This window comes from Hyphobacterium vulgare, assembly GCF_042643335.1.
Lineage (GTDB): Bacteria > Pseudomonadota > Alphaproteobacteria > Caulobacterales > Maricaulaceae > Hyphobacterium > Hyphobacterium vulgare.
Map to the genome: position 1 here is coordinate 107,175 of NZ_JBHRSV010000001.1, position 16,451 is coordinate 123,625.

Genomic DNA, 16,451 nt, shown 5'->3' on the forward strand with positions numbered 1-16,451 from the left:
GCGTCAGCGTTCGAGCCTCTTGGCCTCGACCCAGAGCGCTTCCATCTCGTCGAGCGTCGTGTCTTCCGGCTTGCGTCCGGCTTCCGACAGGCGCTGTTCGATATGCCGGAAACGGCGCTCGAACTTCGCGTTCGCATCCCGCGCAGAGGATTCCGCGTCAAGCTTCAGCTTTCGCGCGTAATTCACGATAACAAAAAGCAGATCGCCGATTTCCTCGGCGGTCTTATCGGCATCACCACTGGCTGCGGCCTCGCGCACTTCGGCCAGTTCTTCCTCGACCTTGTCCCAGACCCGTTCCGCATCCGGCCAGTCGAACCCGACCGTCGCGGCGCGCTTCTGCAACTTTTGCGCGCGCTTCAGGGCAGGGAGGCCGAGCGGTACATCGTCGAGCAGGCTTTCCGCGCCCTTTGTGTCCTTGCGTTCGGCCGCCTTGATCTCCTCCCAGGCCTGCGTCTGCTCGGTCGAATTGGCGTAGGACGCGTCGCCGAAGACGTGCGGATGGCGGCGGATCATCTTGTCGCGGATCGACGCCGCGACATCGTTGAAATCGAACAGGCCGGCTTCTTCGGCCATGCGGGCATGAAAGACGACCTGCAGGAGAAGGTCGCCCAGTTCGTCCTTGATCTCGGCCGGATCGCCGCGCCGGATCGCGTCCTCGACCTCATAGGCTTCCTCGATCGTGTAGGGCGCGATCGTCTCGAACGTCTGTTCCACATCCCATGGACATCCGGTCTCCGGGTCACGCAGTCTCGCCATGACGGCAAGAAGGTCGGCGAGGGCGTGCGTATCGGACATGGGAAAGCCTTGCGAAGCGGAGGTCTCCGGCTAGACCAGCAACCGCCCGGTGTAAACGCCGCGGTCAGCGCACTGTCGCTCCGGTGAGGTTCACACGGCGGATTTCGCGGATCTGTCCGTCCACCAGTTCCGCTTCGGCAATCTCCGCGCCGGACAGCGCGAAAATGCGGCCATCCGTGAAGATCGGCCGCGAATTGCCATACCAGTCGATGCACGACACCTCGCACGCATAGTCCGGCGCGACATTGTTCTCCGAACCGGCAATTTCGCCGGCGTCTGCGAGCCCGGCACTTTCCGTGAAGGTCAGGAAGCTGAGATCGGAGGCATCGCTCTCCCACCACCAGCGCCCGGCATCCTCCGGCCGGCGGACCGTCGGGATTCCGAGAATGGCGCTGTCCTCCACTCCGATTCCGTTGAAGGCATGCGACCGGTTTTCGCTTTCGTAGCGATCATCCAGCAGTGCGGAAGATACGAGCGAGGGAAGGGGGTCGAGATCGAACCAGCCCACGCGCAGCCCGGCCTGATCGCGATAACCGGTAACGACGGGGTGACCGTCGACCTGGTCAACGCGAAGCGGAGAGAAGCCCAACGGGAGCCGGATAAACTCCGCCGGTACGGACGTCGGAACAAAAATGACCGAACCGTTCAATGGCTCATCATCGTCCTGGGGCGGCGACCACGAATCGACTTCACCGTAAACCAGCCAATCCCCCACGAAACGGGTCTCGAGATAGGGATAGCCATGCTCTACGTCGGGAAGCCGCGTGTAGGCAGCTAACGGTACCGGACGAAACTCTCTGTCGAATTCGGACAAATCAAACGAAAGATACCCGACCCGAAATTCGTCTCTGATACGCCCCGTTTCCTCGTCCTGAATGGGGTATTCGACGATTGTCAGCGCACGGAAGTCGGCGTCCGTCCCATCGATCGCCAGCTGGTTGGGCGGCGTACCCTCGACGCGGGCAACGGCCAATTCACCGGTCGCGAAATTCAGCCGATATACCGGATGCGTGAGATCCGACCGCCTTGCCTCCAGACCGAGCTCAAACGGAGAGCGCGCGGCGAATTCGTTGGCGATGTCCCAGTCGGACCGCGCGGTCCAGAGATAGGCATCGGTTTCGGTGACGTAAAATTCGGCATGATTGCCTGCGACGACTGAGGTCGTTTCACAGTCGAATCCTTCCAGTTCGACCCGAGAAAGGTCGCACACCGAAATCATATAGATGGTCGGCTCTTCGATATGCTGAAGCGGCATGTAGATGTCGGCATAGGAAGGATGGGACGACCGGTTGGCGCTCTCATTTTCGTTACGGATTATCGGGAGCGGCGACAATTCGCTGTTGCGAAAAAGCCAGAAGTCGAATCGCATGTAGGTAACAAAGCGGTTGCCGACGATGCGGGAAGCGTAGTTCTCACCGCTGTAGTAGTCGTTACCCTCCAGCAGGTACCGCGCTTCGTGTTCGAACCGGCCATCCTCGTCGAGACGGACGATTTCGTACACGGCGGCAGCGCGGTCATATGAGTAGCCGGTCACCAGAATGCGCCGGCCGAACACCAGCATCTCGTCATACCAGGTGTCGATCCCGGGATCGTCATAGACGTCGATCCGGTCGGCAAAGGAGAGGGTGGCTTCACCATCCTCCCGGATCGCGGCAGCAAACAGGCGGCCATCCTGCAGCACGATCAGGTGGTCTCCGATCCGCTTGACGACATCGCCTTCGTCGACCGCAGCGTGTTGATTGTTGGTGATCGACGTCATCGGTCCGGCAATTCGGCTTCCCGTGACGATCACCGAATCTTCGGATCTCACGTCATCGCAGTTTTCGTACAGCGGATCGCAGGGCGGTTGATAGACTTCCTGTTTCGTGTCCGGGAAGTCCGGGATCGGCCTGAAGCGTGTCGACCAATAACCGTCAGCTAGCCTGTTTTTTTCAACCTCGGTCACCCAAGTGGCAAAAGCCTCGTCTGACCCGAACTGCGTCAGTCGCGGCCAGGGCTGATCCGCTGGTGCACCTGAGACTTCTGAACGCGGATGCGCGCACGCGCTGGTGGCGCAGCCAATTATGGCGAGCAGGATGATGATACGCATGTGCCCCCCGGAAAACCGCTGGAATAGCGATTGGAACCGCAGGGGAGCGGGCCGTCAATTCAAACAATGGCTCCGATGCGCACCGACATCAAAGGCGCATAATGAATATTATGAGACATATGGATGGGTGGAATAGCGTGGTTTCTCGCCATTCCACATAACGCTGAGACCGTCATAGGCCGGCCGCACAGCCTCTGGAAGCTTGCTGGCGAGCGTATCGTAATCGAGATCGATGTGAAGGTTCGTCAGAACGCCTTCGGGAATACCGGACCGCTCCAGCCAACCGAGCGCGTCACTGACAGACGCATGGGTCGGATGTGGCGTTTCGCGCAGCGCGTCGACGATCCAGACCTGAGCGCCGCGCAGACTGTCGAACGCCGCATCCGGCACGCCGTTCACGTCCGGCGAATACGTGATCGCGCCAAAGCGGAATCCGGCCGACATGATCTTGCCGTGCTCGAGCTCGAACGCCGTGACCGGCACCTTGCCGCCCGGACCGCTGATCATGAAACTCTCGCCCCAGTGCGGCAATTCGACGGCTTCAAGGATCGAATGGTAATGCGGCCCCTTGCCCTTGAACGCATATTCAAAGCGCGTTTCGAGCGAGCGCCGCGTTAAATCCGTCATCCAGACCGGCATGCGGCGACGCGCCGTGTAGACAAAGGGCCTCAGATCATCGATGCCATGCGTCTGGTCGGCATGGTCATGCGTGATCAGCACCGCGTCGAGCCGCGTCGTGCGCGTCATCAGCATCTGGACGCGCAGATCCGGTGAAGTATCGACCAGGATATTCGTGGTTGCACCCGCGCCAAAAGCCTCAGACGTTGCCGCAGCTTCCACCAGCAAACTACAACGTCTTCTATAGTTTTTCGGATTCGCAGGATCGCACGCGCCCCAGTCGCCATTGAGACGCGGCACGCCGCCGGACGACCCGCATCCCAGGATCGTCGCGCGGATAATCACGGCCTCGGAACCTTGTCGAACAGCGCGAAAAACGCGTCCGTCGTGCGCTGTTCGCACTCTTCGCGCGACCAGTTCTTCACCGCCGCGAGACCGTCGGCGACCGCCGGCAGGAAAGACGGCTCGTTGCGCTGGCCGCGATGCGGCACCGGGGCCAGATACGGACAGTCGGTCTCGATCATGACCTTGTCGTCCGGAACGATGTCGCGGAACACGGCGCGCACGTCCTCCGCCTTCTTGAAGGTAAGAATTCCGGACGCGGAGAAGTAGGCACCGAGCCTGGCGCCGCGCCGCGCGAGATCCGCGCCGCTGGTATAGCAGTGCAAAAGCGGGCGGAATGCCCCCTTCCCCATCTCGTCATCGAGGATGTCCGCCATCATCGCGTCGGCTTCGCGCGTATGGATCACCAGCGGCAGATCGGTGCGGCGCGCCGCCTCGACATGGGCCAGAAAGCTCGCGACCTGGTTGGCCTCGGGGCTATAGCCATAATGGAAGTCGAGCCCGGTCTCACCAATTCCGACCACGCGCGGATGCTGCGCCAGTTCGGCCAGTTCGCCGGCCGTGATGTCCGGCCGGTCCTTGGCGTGGTGCGGATGCGCACCAATAGTGCACCAGATATCGTCGTATCGTTCGGCGATCGCGGAAACCGCAGGAAAATCCTTCAGTTCGCAGCAGATCGTCACCATACGCGCGACGCCGGCGGCACGCGCACGCTCGATCACGGCGTCGAGGTCCCCGGCGAAGCTTTCGCCATGCAGATTGACGTGACTATCGACCAGCATCGGCGGTCCGGGCGGCTTCCTGCAAGCGGTGAAGCGCGCTCAGCGCCACCTGTTTCGGGTCGAGATAGAGCCCCTCGCCCGCCCCGGCAAGCGCCCTCAGGTCGCGCCAGGCGGCGGTCCAGGGTTCGGGGTCCTGCCCGGCCCGGCCGGAGGCGCGTGCGCGTTCCATCGTCCAGGCCAGAATGTGGCTATTGAACGCGTCGCGGGCGGCATCCTTGTCCTTGCCGTTCATCCGGTTGGCCAGGGCACGCGACCGGGACGCATCGAGTCGAGGCAGGCCGGACAGCAGACCGTCCAGGGTCTCGGCAATGTCGTGCACCGGCGAGCGCGCCATCGCCAGCGCCTCGCCCGGCAATCCCTTGCCGCGCCGCGCCCAGTCCAGCGGATCGGACACACCGCTTTGCCGTGTCAGCCAAGCCGCCGTGGCGTCGATGCCCGGCGCGCGCAGCGTCAGGCGGCGGCAGCGCGACCGGATGGTCGGCAACAGCTTTCCAGGCGTGTGGGTCAGGAGGAAAAGGATCGTCCGCCGTGGCGGTTCTTCCAATGATTTCAAAAGCGCATTGGCGGCATTGGGGTTCATCTCGTCGACGCTGTCGACGATCGCGATCCGCCAGCCATCGGCCCCGGCACTGAGCGAGAAGAATTCACCGACCCGGCGCAGCTCGTCGACGGTGATCACCGACTTGAACTTCTTGGTCTTGTCATCCCACGGCCGACGGATCACCAGAAGACCGGGATGGGATTGCGCCTCGATCCGGCGGCAATTCGGGTCGGACGGGTTCGCTGACAGCCCCTCACCGTCCGGTGCCGCGCCGAGCATTCGCCGTGCTGCGCGATAGGCCAAAGTCGCCTTGCCCACGCCCGACGGACCGGTGATCAGCCAGCCGTGATGCAGGCGGCCCGACGTGATCGCAGACGCCAGCTCGGCTTCGGCCGCCTCATGCCCGGCGAGATCGTAGCGCTCGCGCGGATGCGGGCATCCGGGCCGGCGATCGGGTTCGTCTGGAAGGTCGGTTTCACTCATTTCTGAAACTCGAGCGATCGAGTTGCAGGGTAAAGCGAATAAATTTGATTGAGAGCATCCACAAAAACTTCGTGCTGAGGACGGCTAGCGTCTAGAACCCGACACCGGTGTGGATAGGTTTGTGCGACCTCAAGAAACGCCTGACGAACTTGATCGTGATAATCGAGCGAAAATTTTTCGAACCTACTTTGAGTCTCGCCACGAAAATGCGCGCGATTTAGCCCTAAACGCGGATCGATATCTAAAATTAACGTAACATGCGGCTCAAAACCACTCATAACGATGTTGTGGAGCTGAAAAAACTCACTCCAATATTCACCATTAGTTTTAATCTTTGCTTGGTATGCAATCGAAGAATCAAAAAACCGATCACAAATGACCCACGTTCCATTCCTCAAATTTGGTAATATGCGGTTACGCACATGATTGGAGCGCGCAGCATATAACAATAATGTTTCTTCCATTACCGACCAACGACCGGTTTCTCCACTTACCAATAAATTTCGAATTTGTTCGGCATCTAAAGTTCCGCCAGGCTCTCGTGTTAAATCGACACGAATATTATACCTCGCGAAGTGGTGAGCGAGCGCTCGAGCGAGGGTGGATTTACCGGCCCCCTCTCCTCCTTCAAGTGTTATAAATAGTCCTGTCGACATTATTCAGCCGCGGATCAGATGGACGAGCGCATCGGCGGCGCGGCCGAACATGCCCTTGCGATCGACGCCCGCCGCGGCGACCAGCGGAAAACGCTGCGTGTCATAGCCCGGGGCCTCGACAACCAGATGGGCGATCACATCGCCTTCCGCGACCGGCGCCGGCACCGGGCCCTCATAGACCACGGCGACACTCATCTCGCGCCGCGCGGCGCGAGACAGGCCGACCGAGATCGGCTCGGACGTGACCAGGGCGACATCGGCTTCGCGCCCCATGAACAGCTCGGCCCGGCCGACTTCGGCCCCGGCCTCGAACAGGTCGTAGACGGCGAATTCGGCGAAGGATGCCCGCATCAGCCGCTCGGCTTCGCTGGCGCGGGCGCGTTCCGATCCCATGCCGTTGAACACGATGATCCGGCGCTGACCGTCGCGCACCGCCGACCCCACCAGGCCGTAGCCGCTTTCCGATGTGTGGCCGGTCTTCAGCCCGTCCGCGCCGTCGAACACGCCCAGCAGCGGATTGCGGTTGAACTGGCGGATGCCGTTATAGGTGAATTCGCGCTCGGCATAGATTTCATAGAGATCGGGGTGTTCCTCGATGATGATCGCCGCGAGACGGGCCAGGTCGAGCGCGCTGATCCGCTGCTGCGGGTCCGGCCAACCCGTCGAATTCGCGAAACTGGCGCTGGTCAGCCCCAGCTCGCGGGCCCGGTCGGTCATCATTGCGGCGAAATTCGCTTCCGTGCCGCCAAGCGCCTCTGCGATCACGATGCACGCGTCATTGCCCGACTGCACGATAATCCCGCGCAGCAGGTCATCCACCCGCGCGCGGCTGTTCACGTCGAGGAACATGGTTGAGGACCCGGACGCCGATCCGCCGCGCCGCCACGCCTCTTCGGAAACCGGCAATTCGTCGTCGAGCGACAGCCGGCCCTCGTCGATGGCCTCGAATGCCATCAATATCGTCATCAGCTTGCTCATCGACGCCGGCGGCATCGGCTCGTCGCCATTGTGCGACCACAACACGGTGTCGGTCTCGACATCGTAGATGACGGCGTGAGTGGCTTCGGTTTCGAAGGTCTGCGCCGCGGCGAGCGGCGCGAGAGCGAAAATCAGGAAGGCGGAAAGAACGGCGCGCACGGGGCAGCGACTCCCTTTGTCGGTTGGCCGGGACTTGGAACGATACAATCGTGTCGGGGATGCGGCGTAAACCCCGCCGTCAGCGCAGCGACACCACCCGTGCGTCGAAAATGCCCTCGGTGCGCAGCGCGGTGCGGGTCATCTCGGCTTCGGCGCGGTTCTCCCACTGCCCCAGCAGGACCCGGAAAACCATCTGCCCGTTCACCACGGCCTCCTCGATCCACGCCTCGCCGCGCCGCTCCAGACGGGCCTGAAGCGCCTGCGCATTGTCGCGGTCGGTGAAGGACCCGGCCTGGATCGTGACCAGGCGCGGCGCGGCCTCGCCGCTGGCGCGCATGTCAGCCAGCACCTGCGCCGCGATCGGGTCGTCTCCAGTATTGCTGGCGGTGAAGATCACCGGCGGTGCCGATACGCCCGGCCCGTCCACGGGACCGAGATAGCGTACGCGGACATTCGCCAGCCCCTGGCCGATAAAGTCCAGCTCCGTTGCCGCCGCACGGCTCAGATCAATGATCCGGTCGTCGGCGAACGGTCCGCGATCATTCAGACGCAGAACTACGGTCCGGCCATTCTCCAGATTCGTGACTTCCACGAGGCTCGGGATCGGCAGCGTGGTGTGCGCCGCGGTCATGAGATTCTCGTCGAACACCTCGCCGCTGGCGGTCAGGCGGCCGTGAAAGCCCGGCCCGTACCAGGACGCGATCCCGGTCCGGTCATAACTGTCGTCGAACGTCGGAACATAGGTGCGGCCGTTGATCTGGTAGGGATTGCCGACCCGCGGCTCGATCCGCCCGCCCGGACGTGCCGGCGGGGTGACGCTTGGCGATGGCGCGGCACGCACGACGGCGGTCGTGCGCTGCGGAACGGACGCCTGTCGTGGCTCTGGCGTGCTCGCGCACGCAGCTGCCGCCACACATGAAGACACGATCGCAAGCCGCTGGATTGCCTTGGTTTTGAGTCGCATGAACCATCGCCCGTATTGCGCAAGCCCGGCCCCAGTCTCCCCGCAAATGGTTATCGCAGAGTAAGCCGCGAGGCCAGATGGCGGTTCATCACGGTTGCGCGGGCGCACCCGACCCCGCTAATGGGGAGCGCCGGAGGAGTGGCAGAGTGGTCGATTGCGGCGGTCTTGAAAACCGTTGAACCGCGAGGTTCCGGGGGTTCGAATCCCTCCTCCTCCGCCATCACACTCCCGCTGCTGCGTGGGCGCTCGCCCAGGCCCACTGGAAATTGTAGCCGCCGAGCCAGCCGGTCACGTCGACGCATTCGCCGATGAAATAAAGGCCCGGCACCGTCCGGCTTTCCATCGTCTTCGATGACAGACCGGCGGTATCGACCCCGCCGGCCGTCACCTCGGCGGTGCGCCAGCCCTCCGTGCCGGAGGGTTTGACCGTCCAGTCCGAGAGGCGTTCGACCAGCGCCTCGATTGCGGAATGGGAGAGATCGGCCAGTCGCGGAATGTCCGGCAACTCACCGCGCGCCGCCAGCAGCGAGACGAGCCGGCTCGGCAGCAAGGCCTCCATCGCGGTCGCGAGCGCCTTCATCGGATGGGCCGCCTTGAACGCGGTCAGTTCCGCCACCGCGTCCCGTCCGGCAAACAGATTGATCGTCACGTCCTCCCCTTCCCGCCAGTAGGACGAGATTTGCAGGATGGACGGGCCCGACAGGCCGCGATGAGTGAACAGCATCGCCTCCTCGAAGCGCGCCCGCGTGTTCCGCGCCGTGACCGGACAGGCGACACCGGAGATCGAGGCGAAATCGTCCTTGTCGCGGCCCTCGAAGGTGAAGGGCACCAGGGCCGGGCGCGGCGGAATGACCGCGTGGCCGAACTGGCGCGCAATGTCATAGGCGAGGCCCGTCGCGCCCATTTTCGGGATCGACAGCCCGCCGCTGGCCACCACAAGCTTCCTGCAATCGACGGACCCGCCGGACGTGACAGCGCGGAAACCGCCGGCGGTTTTCTCGACCGAGACGACCGAGGTGTTCAGCCGCAGAACGCCGCCCGAGGCGCGCAGATCATCGAGCAACATGTCGATGATCGCCGCCGACCGCCCATCGCAGAACAGCTGGCCGAGCGTCTTCTCGTGCCAGGTGATGCCGCGCCGGTCGAGCCGCTCGATGAAATCATATGGCGTGAAACGGGCCAGTGCCGACTTCGCGAAATGCGGGTTCTCGCTGATGAAGTTTTCCGGTGCTGTGTGGATGTTCGTGAAATTGCACCGCCCTCCGCCCGAGATGCGCACCTTCTCCGCCGGCTTCGCAGCGTGATCGATCACGCAGGTCTTCAACCCCTGCTCGCCCGCGCGGGCGGCATGGAACAGGCCGGCCGCACCGGCACCAATGACAAGGGTATCGAAGATGTCTGACATGCGGCCTGCTGTCGGGGCTGGCACCGCACGCGTCAAGAGCGGCGAACTTCAGGCCCGGTCGAGCCGCCATTCGAGCAGGTCGAGGCGGTCCTGTCCGAAGAAGGCTTCGCCGCGCCACACCATCAGCGGCACGCCCCAATGGTGCTTCGCCTGTTCGGTCTCGTTGGCACTTATGACCGCTTCCAGCCGCTCGCTCTCATCGGCCTGCTGCTTGTCCATCACGGCGAGGTCGAACCCTTCGGCTGCGACAGCATCGGCGAGCACGCCGCCCTTCGTCCACGCCTGGCCCGACCAGATGCAGCTTGAAACCGCATCGAGAAAGGCCCAGCCCCGCGCTTCGCCCTGTTCGGCCGCCAGCACGCCGAGCCGGGTCAGCCGCCCGATATGGGGTTGCTGCGCCTCCACCTCTCCGGTCGCCAGGTCCATCACGATCGGGTCCGGGTCGAGCATGCCGATGGGGCGGCCGAGATAGTCCGCCAGCCTCACCACGTCAGTGATCAGATACGGCACCCATTGCGGCCGGACCGATTTGAAGAAGCCGGGTTCGCGCACAGCCAGCGGATAGACCGGGCGCGGCCGGATCGGAATGTCGCGCGCCGCCGCCATCGCCCGCAGGCGCTTTGTGGCGAGATAGGAATAGGGCGACCGGAAGGACCAGTAGACGTCCACACCTTCACGCGTCTCGGCTTCGCTCATGGGAACCCCCTCGCCTGTCCATTCATTCCCTCACTGAAGGCGCACAGTGCGTCTGAATCAAGAGAGGTTGAAACAATGGCCAAGAACCATGGATCATCAATCAAGAATGATGAGCTCTATGGCGAGCTGCGCGATGACGGAATGAGCAAGGAAAAGGCCGCCCGCATCGCCAACGCCAGGGCGGCCGGCGACCAACCGTCGAAAACAGGCGGGCAAAACCCGCCTTACGAGCAATGGTCGAAGGACGAACTCTATGACCAGGCGCAGGAGATCGGCATCGACGGCCGGTCGGACATGTCCAAGGACGAATTGATCACCGCGTTGCGGGTTCATTGAGATCGACCGCCTTCGGCGTGTGATCGCCGGGCCGCCGCGGGAGTTCGAAACGCCGTGCCGGAACGAAGCGGCTCGCATCCCGGCTCTCGTGATGGATCAGTTCCATCCGGTCCGCTTCGATCAGGATTTCATTGAATCCGGACGGCTCGTCCCGCGTGCGCTCGGAAAACGTCGTCGACGCCCCGACGAACCAGCAGACATGACTCTGCCCCGCCATCGGCAGGGCGAAGGTCTGGTGCAGGTGACCCGACAGGACGAGATCGGCGGCCCCGGCGAGGATTTCCGCCGCATCCTCTCCGCGCTTCGTTCGGGCACGCCCCCGGGCACCGCCCGGCGCGAGAAGGGGATGATGACAGGCGACGAATTTCATCGCTTGCGTACCGTTTTCGAGTTTTCGTGACAGGACAAGAGCATCCGTGCGCGAGACCCGGCCGAGCGACCAGTCCAGCCGCATCTGGGCCCGTCGCGCGGTATGCAGCGTTTCTCCGAGCACGGTCTCGGTTTCGATCCGCGGGTCGATCCGGCCCCCCAGAACCCGCTCGAAGCGCTGCCATGGCGTGAAGAAGCGGTGGTCGAGCGCCCGCGACGGCACGTCGTGATTTCCCGGCGCTCCCACAACGGGCGATGGCAAGTTGTCGAGAAACTGCCGGGCGGCGGCGAATTCCCGGCGACGCGCGCCTTGCGTGAAATCCCCCGTCGCCACGATCAGGCCGGGCGGATTCTGCAGGCAATAGCCGGTGAACGCATCCACGAGCGGACGGTGTTCGCGGCCGAAGTGAAGATCGGCAATGTGAAGTATTCGGGTCATTCCGGCGGTCTGAGAACCCTTACGGCTTCTGGCACAACGCGGATGCGCGCATGGTGGTGGGCGAAGCCCGGCTCTCCGTCGAGCATGACGGGAAGCGCCCGCCGCGACGTCATCACGACCCGTTCGCCTTCAAGTATGCGCGTTCTCCGGCTGTGACCCAAACCCCGGACCAGGGCCTCGATACCGAGACCGAAGAAATCCCACATCCCGCGCAGCCTGAACGCGATGCATTGCAGCACCGGCGTTCGTGCGCCGGGCGGATCGATCCCGGCGAATCCGGACAGGGAATCATTGACGGCGAAAAACGCCCCGCTGGCGCGAAATCGCGTGACGGTTCGACCCGATCGCATTTTGAACCGGATCCTCGGAATGAACATGTGCTTGAACGCAACCCGCATCCGGCGCCAGGTCGTCCAGAGTGCGTCGCGGCGGCCGCCGGGGCGCATCGCTTCGCGCGCCCGTCCCATCACCGCCGGGAATCCGACCGCGGCCGCCACGATGAAATACTCCCCGTTGACCAGTCCGGCATCGATGTCGTCGGCCCGGTAGGTCTCGAGTTCGGACAGGATGGTCTCGGCATCCCGGTCACCATAGAGCCGGTGCGGCAGTATGTTCGCCGTACCAAGCGGCAGCGGGACCAGCGCCGCGCGGCAGCCGCGCTTTGTCAACATCTGCATCACCGACCGGGCGGTGCCGTCCCCGCCGGCGATGGCAATGGCGTCGGCGCCGCACTCATGGGCGGCGATGCAGGCGGCTTCAAAATCGTCGGCCACTTCGAACACATCGATCAGTTGGGACCGGCACGCCTCGACGAGCGATCGGATGGCCGCTTCGGAATCGGCGTCGACCAGGCTGCCGCTGCGCGTATTCACGATTAGCGCGACCTTGTGCCGTGGGGCGTGCGTTCCCGGCCCGGCGAGCGGGCCCGTCATGTCTGCTTTGATCGGCAAACGATCCGTCCGTCTGTGGTCGACGCAGGGGTGCGTCAGGTCCCGCAGCAAACGCAAGCGCATGAATTTTAGTTCCGATCCCCGGCAGTCGGGCAGGAACTTTTCCGAACAGCGCACGTTGAAGCCCTGGACACCGGGCACTCCCGTCCGGTCAGAACAAAGGAGAACGGAATGCTCCGTTGGGCCCTTATTTTTCTGGTGATTGCGCTGATCGCTGCCGTTTTCGGCTTCGGCGGAATCGCTGCCGGCGCTGCCGGCATCGCCAAGATCCTGTTCTTCGTCTTCCTCGTCATTGCGATCATCGCGGCGCTGGGCGGTGCCCTGCGCGGCCGCGGCCCGCCCGTCTGACATTACAGAGCGAAACCGAAACCGAACGCACCAGGAGACTGAACGATGAAATACGCTTCCCTTGCCGCCACCATCTTGTCCACCGCCCTGCTCGCCGCCTGCAATGACGGTCCGGCCGAAAATGCCGGCGAGGATGTCGACGAAGCCGTCGAGGACGTGACTGGCGAAGACACCGACACGTTCGAGGAAGCCGGCGAGAACGTCGATGAAACCACCGACGACGAGCCGGGCCGCCGCTAAGCCGACAATGGAGGAAACCGATGGCGCGCCAACCCGCTGCCAAAGCGACAACAGAGGACACCGAAATGGCTGACATCCAGAAGGACCTTTCTGCCCTTCGCAAGGACGTGAACAAGCTCGTCGAAGATCTGGCGCGTCTGGCCGAGGCCGAGGTCGAACAAGGCGTCGATTCGACGAAAAAGCTCGCCAGAAAGGCGGGAAAGCAGGTCGAGCAGACCGAGGACCGCACCCGCGAGATGATCCGCGAAAACCCGTTCGCCGCGTGCGGCATCGCGCTCGGCGCGGGCTTTCTCGGAGCCCTGATGCTGCGCCGCTAGGCCGGAATGATGCGGGGTCTTCTTTTCGTCATCGCCCTGGCCGGGCCGATCGTCGCGATCATCTTTGGGACGCACGCCCTCTGGACATGGCTCGAGGCCAATTGGGGGGCGAGCTTCGCCAGCATGATCGTGGCGATTGCGTTTCTTCTGATCGCGTCCGTTTCTGCTGTGATCGCCCTGATCCTGGACAAGTCCGAACCACCCGTGGCGGAGGAGCCGGAGTCGTCACAATCGGGTGGCCTGCTGGCCATCGCCGAAGCCGCGATCACCCGGCGCCCGTTCGAAAGCATCAGCGTCATGGTCGGCCTTGGCGCGCTGCTGGCCCGCCATCCCGGCCTCGCCATGCTGGCCATCCGGCGCTTCCTCTGACACGGCAGGGCTTTCATCCACAGGAATCGCCCCGCCCGATGGCGGGGTGATTTATGTCGGTCGTCATCGCCTTGCGCACAGAACCGGGAACTTGCCGATCGCGCCAGGCGTTTATCCGGCATGAAACAGGTGACTGCATATTCGCGCCGTCCGGGTGTCTGGTGGATCGGCGAAGCCGCGCGCATCACCGCTCTGGCGGCAGGCGGGCTGCTGACCCTTCTGGGTGTCACGATCGCGGTAACGCCCCTGCCCTTTGGCGCGGTCGTGCTCGCGGCCGGCCTGGTGACCCTGATCAGTGCCAGTCCGAGCGTGGCGAGCACGGTTCGGAACTTGCGCACGCATTTCAGCCCGTTCGACGCCACGCTGCTCCTTGCCGAGCGCTGTTGCCCGGCCACGATTGCACGCGTCCTCCGGACCACCCTGCCTGACAGCCCTCTGCCCGCCGCGGCCAAGATCCGCGCCTGATTCCGGATACATCCCCATGAATGACGACACTTCCAGCCAACCGCGTGGCCGGGTCATCCTGACCTATGGACGCAGTCTCATGACGCTCTCGGCCGCGCAGGTGCTGAGCGACCGGAATGTCGACGTGATCGGCTGCGACACGATCGATATGACCGTGACCCAGCATTCGCGCTATTGCCGCGACTACGCGGTGTATCGCGACCCCGACGAGGACCCGGAGGGCTTCATCGACGATCTGGTGGCCATTGCAGAGGCCCACGCCCCGGAGGATGACGGTCCCTACGTATTGATGCCGGTCTTCCGGGAAACCCGTGTGATCTCACAAAACGCCCACAGGTTCCGAGGCGTGATCACCGTGGCGGCCCCGCCGCACGAGGCGATCTCCGGCGTCGAGCCCAAGGATCGGCTGATCGAGACCGCCGAACGCGCCGGCGTCCGCGCGCCGGTCGCAGTCAATCTTGAGCGACACGACGATGTCGAGGCGGCGATCGCCGGGATTCCCTTCCCCGCCCTGACGAAGCCAGTCGAAGGCGTGGGAGGGCGCGGCATTGAACGTCACGAGGACCGCGAAGCGCTTTCAGCCTATCTCGACGAACGCTCGCGAAACGAACCGCTCCCCATCCTCCAGGAATTCGTTGAAGGCGAGGACTATTGCGTCTGCGTTCTGTGCCAAGACGGCGAGATCGTCGCGCACATGGCCTACCGCAATCTTCAGGCCTTTCCGAAAGGCACCGGTGCCGGCGTATTGCGCGAAACGGTGGACGATACCCCCTTCCTTCAGGACGCCCGCGCCCTGATGAAAACGCTCGGGTGGAATGGCGTGTGCGAGATCGACTATCGCTGGACCGGCAATCGCGATGAACGCCCGTGCCTGATCGAGGTGAATGCCCGTTTCTGGGCCGGACTGTTTCATTCCATAGCCAGCGGCATTGAATACCCTTGGCTGTGGTATCAGCTCGCAACAGAAGGCCGCTGCGACGAACCACGCGAGGCCGAGATCGGCCGCAAATCAAAAGTGCCCTTCTTCTGGTTCCTGGCAGCCGCGCAGGACGCCGCTGCCCACGAAGATTATCCCCATCGCCTGCATCAGGCCTGGGAGAACCTGACCGAGGCAAAGGATGACGACCGCGGCACATTCGAACGCCTGACCGATCTGGCGAAGGCCACCTTTGATGCCCCTGCGCTCGCCCATCTGGTCAAATCGGTCATGGACGCACACAAGCAGGGCAAGAATTCTGCAGTGGACTTCATTCCGCCTGAGGATCCCGGCGCGGCGCTCGGAGCCCTGTTCGTTGCAAGCTCGCTGATCCGGCACGGAAAGCTTCCGCCGGAACTGAAGAATGGCTGATCGAGGATATTAGGCATTGGCAGGCCGGGAACGGCAGACACCCCGGATCGGAATCACCAAACCCGACGGCCAGGATTGGCTCGTCTTCCTGTCCCTTGCCCTGTCAGTCCGGCTCGCCGGCGGCAAACCGGTTAAGGTCACACCCACCCTGCCCCGTGCGCCCGGCGACATTGACGGGCTGTTGCTCAGCGGCGGCCTCGACGTCAATCCCCACCTCTACGAAGGCAGCACCGATCCGGCCCGCCGTTACGACAATGCACGTGACGCGCTTGAAATGGCCTGGGCGCGCCAGGCCTGGGAAATGGAACTTCCGGTCCTCGCGATCTGCCGCGGCTGCCAGTTGCTCAACGTGTCGCGTGGCGGCGATCTGATCCAGTCGATCGATCCGGACGTGCTCGAAACCTATCCTTCCGGGCCGGTCGGCTACGCGCTGTACCGAAAGCCGATCGACATCGAACCTGAGTCCCGTCTGGCATCGATCACCGGAGCGACCCGCCTGCAGGTCAATTCACTGCACCGGCGAGCGGTGCGCCAACCCGGCGATGGACTGCGCGTCACAGCGCGGGAATCGCATGGCGGGATCCAGGCGGTCGAGGCAGACGATGATCGCTTCGTGCTCGGCGTGCAGTTTCACCCGGAACTGATGATCTATCGCGGTGACATGCGCGCGGTCTTCCGGGCGTTTGTATCGGCGTGCCGCTGAATCCTTCTTGAGGCAATCAATAAAAACGGCCCGGGGCGAACCCCGGGCCGTTTCACGTC

Annotated in this window: 20 protein-coding genes and 1 tRNA gene; 9 read left to right on the top strand and 12 right to left on the bottom strand. The window is 63.5% G+C overall.

Annotated features, from left to right (window positions below; translation table 11 throughout):
* Positions 1 to 3: 3 nt before the first annotated feature.
* The 8 genes from mazG to ACFOOR_RS00560 form a co-directional block, all read right to left on the bottom strand.
* Positions 4 to 795, bottom strand: coding sequence for a nucleoside triphosphate pyrophosphohydrolase (gene mazG / locus ACFOOR_RS00525; protein ID WP_343163701.1), 792 nt, complete (start codon positions 793 to 795; stop codon positions 4 to 6).
* Between the two features lie 64 nt (positions 796 to 859).
* On the bottom strand, positions 860 to 2,605 hold the full coding sequence (locus ACFOOR_RS00530) for a beta-propeller domain-containing protein (RefSeq protein WP_343163700.1): 1,746 nt from the start codon (positions 2,603 to 2,605) through the stop codon (positions 860 to 862).
* 387 nt (positions 2,606 to 2,992) lie between these two features.
* Positions 2,993 to 3,724 carry an MBL fold metallo-hydrolase gene (locus tag ACFOOR_RS00535; protein ID WP_343163808.1) on the bottom strand — a complete coding sequence of 244 codons (732 nt, stop codon included), beginning with the start codon at positions 3,722 to 3,724 and terminating at the stop codon, positions 2,993 to 2,995.
* A 119-nt stretch (positions 3,725 to 3,843) separates the two neighbouring features.
* Entirely contained in the window at positions 3,844 to 4,626 is a 783-nt protein-coding gene (locus tag ACFOOR_RS00540; RefSeq protein ID WP_343163699.1) for a TatD family hydrolase, read from the bottom strand.
* On the bottom strand, positions 4,613 to 5,650 hold the full coding sequence (locus ACFOOR_RS00545; RefSeq protein WP_343163698.1) for a DNA polymerase III subunit delta': 1,038 nt from the start codon (positions 5,648 to 5,650) through the stop codon (positions 4,613 to 4,615). The genes ACFOOR_RS00540 and ACFOOR_RS00545 overlap by 14 nt, the downstream gene beginning before the upstream one ends.
* Positions 5,647 to 6,306 (bottom strand): dTMP kinase, encoded by a 660-nt coding sequence (tmk, locus tag ACFOOR_RS00550; protein WP_343163697.1) that lies wholly within the window; start codon positions 6,304 to 6,306, stop codon positions 5,647 to 5,649. Before tmk ends, ACFOOR_RS00545 begins: the two co-directional genes overlap by 4 nt.
* Before the next feature lie 3 nt (positions 6,307 to 6,309).
* On the bottom strand, positions 6,310 to 7,443 hold the full coding sequence (locus ACFOOR_RS00555; RefSeq protein ID WP_343163696.1) for a D-alanyl-D-alanine carboxypeptidase family protein: 1,134 nt from the start codon (positions 7,441 to 7,443) through the stop codon (positions 6,310 to 6,312).
* Between the two features lie 79 nt (positions 7,444 to 7,522).
* Entirely contained in the window at positions 7,523 to 8,284 is a 762-nt protein-coding gene (locus ACFOOR_RS00560; protein WP_343163695.1) for a septal ring lytic transglycosylase RlpA family protein, read from the bottom strand.
* Positions 8,285 to 8,539: 255 nt separating this feature from the next.
* Between ACFOOR_RS00560 and ACFOOR_RS00565 the strand changes: the two genes are divergently transcribed.
* Positions 8,540 to 8,627 (top strand) — tRNA-Ser (locus ACFOOR_RS00565).
* On the opposite strand, the gene ACFOOR_RS00570 is transcribed toward ACFOOR_RS00565, so the two are convergent.
* Positions 8,628 to 9,812, bottom strand: a complete 1,185-nt coding sequence (locus ACFOOR_RS00570) for a BaiN/RdsA family NAD(P)/FAD-dependent oxidoreductase (RefSeq protein WP_343163694.1) — start codon at positions 9,810 to 9,812, stop codon at positions 8,628 to 8,630.
* Positions 9,813 to 9,860: 48 nt separating this feature from the next.
* Positions 9,861 to 10,508, bottom strand: coding sequence for a 2-hydroxychromene-2-carboxylate isomerase (locus tag ACFOOR_RS00575; protein WP_343163693.1), 648 nt, complete (start codon positions 10,506 to 10,508; stop codon positions 9,861 to 9,863).
* 75 nt (positions 10,509 to 10,583) lie between these two features.
* Between ACFOOR_RS00575 and ACFOOR_RS00580 the strand changes: the two genes are divergently transcribed.
* A complete protein-coding gene (locus tag ACFOOR_RS00580) occupies positions 10,584 to 10,844 on the top strand; it encodes a DUF7218 family protein (RefSeq protein ID WP_343163692.1) in 261 nt (86 codons plus the stop codon).
* Here ACFOOR_RS00580 and ACFOOR_RS00585 read toward each other — a convergent pair.
* Together ACFOOR_RS00585 and ACFOOR_RS00590 are read right to left on the bottom strand one after the other, a co-directional pair.
* The gene (locus ACFOOR_RS00585) at positions 10,822 to 11,652 is read right to left on the bottom strand and encodes a metallophosphoesterase family protein (RefSeq protein WP_343163691.1); all 831 of its coding nucleotides are present in this window, start codon (positions 11,650 to 11,652) and stop codon (positions 10,822 to 10,824) included. The genes ACFOOR_RS00580 and ACFOOR_RS00585 overlap by 23 nt on opposite strands.
* On the bottom strand, positions 11,649 to 12,665 hold the full coding sequence (locus ACFOOR_RS00590) for a diacylglycerol/lipid kinase family protein (protein WP_380213515.1): 1,017 nt from the start codon (positions 12,663 to 12,665) through the stop codon (positions 11,649 to 11,651). Before ACFOOR_RS00590 ends, ACFOOR_RS00585 begins: the two co-directional genes overlap by 4 nt.
* Positions 12,666 to 12,773: 108 nt before the next feature.
* Here ACFOOR_RS00590 and ACFOOR_RS00595 point away from each other — a divergent pair, with 108 nt between their 5' ends.
* The 7 genes from ACFOOR_RS00595 to ACFOOR_RS00625 all read left to right on the top strand — a co-directional run bounded on the left by ACFOOR_RS00595 (position 12,774) and on the right by ACFOOR_RS00625 (position 16,392).
* A complete protein-coding gene (locus tag ACFOOR_RS00595) occupies positions 12,774 to 12,950 on the top strand; it encodes a DUF1328 domain-containing protein (protein ID WP_343163689.1) in 177 nt (58 codons plus the stop codon).
* A 45-nt stretch (positions 12,951 to 12,995) separates the two neighbouring features.
* A complete protein-coding gene (locus ACFOOR_RS00600; RefSeq protein WP_343163688.1) occupies positions 12,996 to 13,190 on the top strand; it encodes a hypothetical protein in 195 nt (64 codons plus the stop codon).
* A gap of 20 nt (positions 13,191 to 13,210) precedes the next feature.
* Positions 13,211 to 13,507: a DUF883 family protein gene (locus ACFOOR_RS00605; protein ID WP_343163687.1), complete on the top strand. Its 297-nt coding sequence runs from the start codon at positions 13,211 to 13,213 to the stop codon at positions 13,505 to 13,507.
* Between the two features lie 9 nt (positions 13,508 to 13,516).
* The gene (locus ACFOOR_RS00610; protein WP_343163686.1) at positions 13,517 to 13,876 is read left to right on the top strand and encodes a hypothetical protein; all 360 of its coding nucleotides are present in this window, start codon (positions 13,517 to 13,519) and stop codon (positions 13,874 to 13,876) included.
* 120 nt (positions 13,877 to 13,996) lie between these two features.
* Complete coding sequence (locus tag ACFOOR_RS00615) at positions 13,997 to 14,341, top strand: hypothetical protein (protein WP_343163685.1); 345 nt, start codon at positions 13,997 to 13,999, stop codon at positions 14,339 to 14,341.
* A gap of 16 nt (positions 14,342 to 14,357) precedes the next feature.
* Positions 14,358 to 15,689, top strand: coding sequence for a carboxylate--amine ligase (locus ACFOOR_RS00620; protein WP_343163684.1), 1,332 nt, complete (start codon positions 14,358 to 14,360; stop codon positions 15,687 to 15,689).
* 16 nt (positions 15,690 to 15,705) lie between these two features.
* A complete protein-coding gene (locus ACFOOR_RS00625) occupies positions 15,706 to 16,392 on the top strand; it encodes a gamma-glutamyl-gamma-aminobutyrate hydrolase family protein (RefSeq protein ID WP_343163683.1) in 687 nt (228 codons plus the stop codon).
* Positions 16,393 to 16,451: the final 59 nt, after the last annotated feature.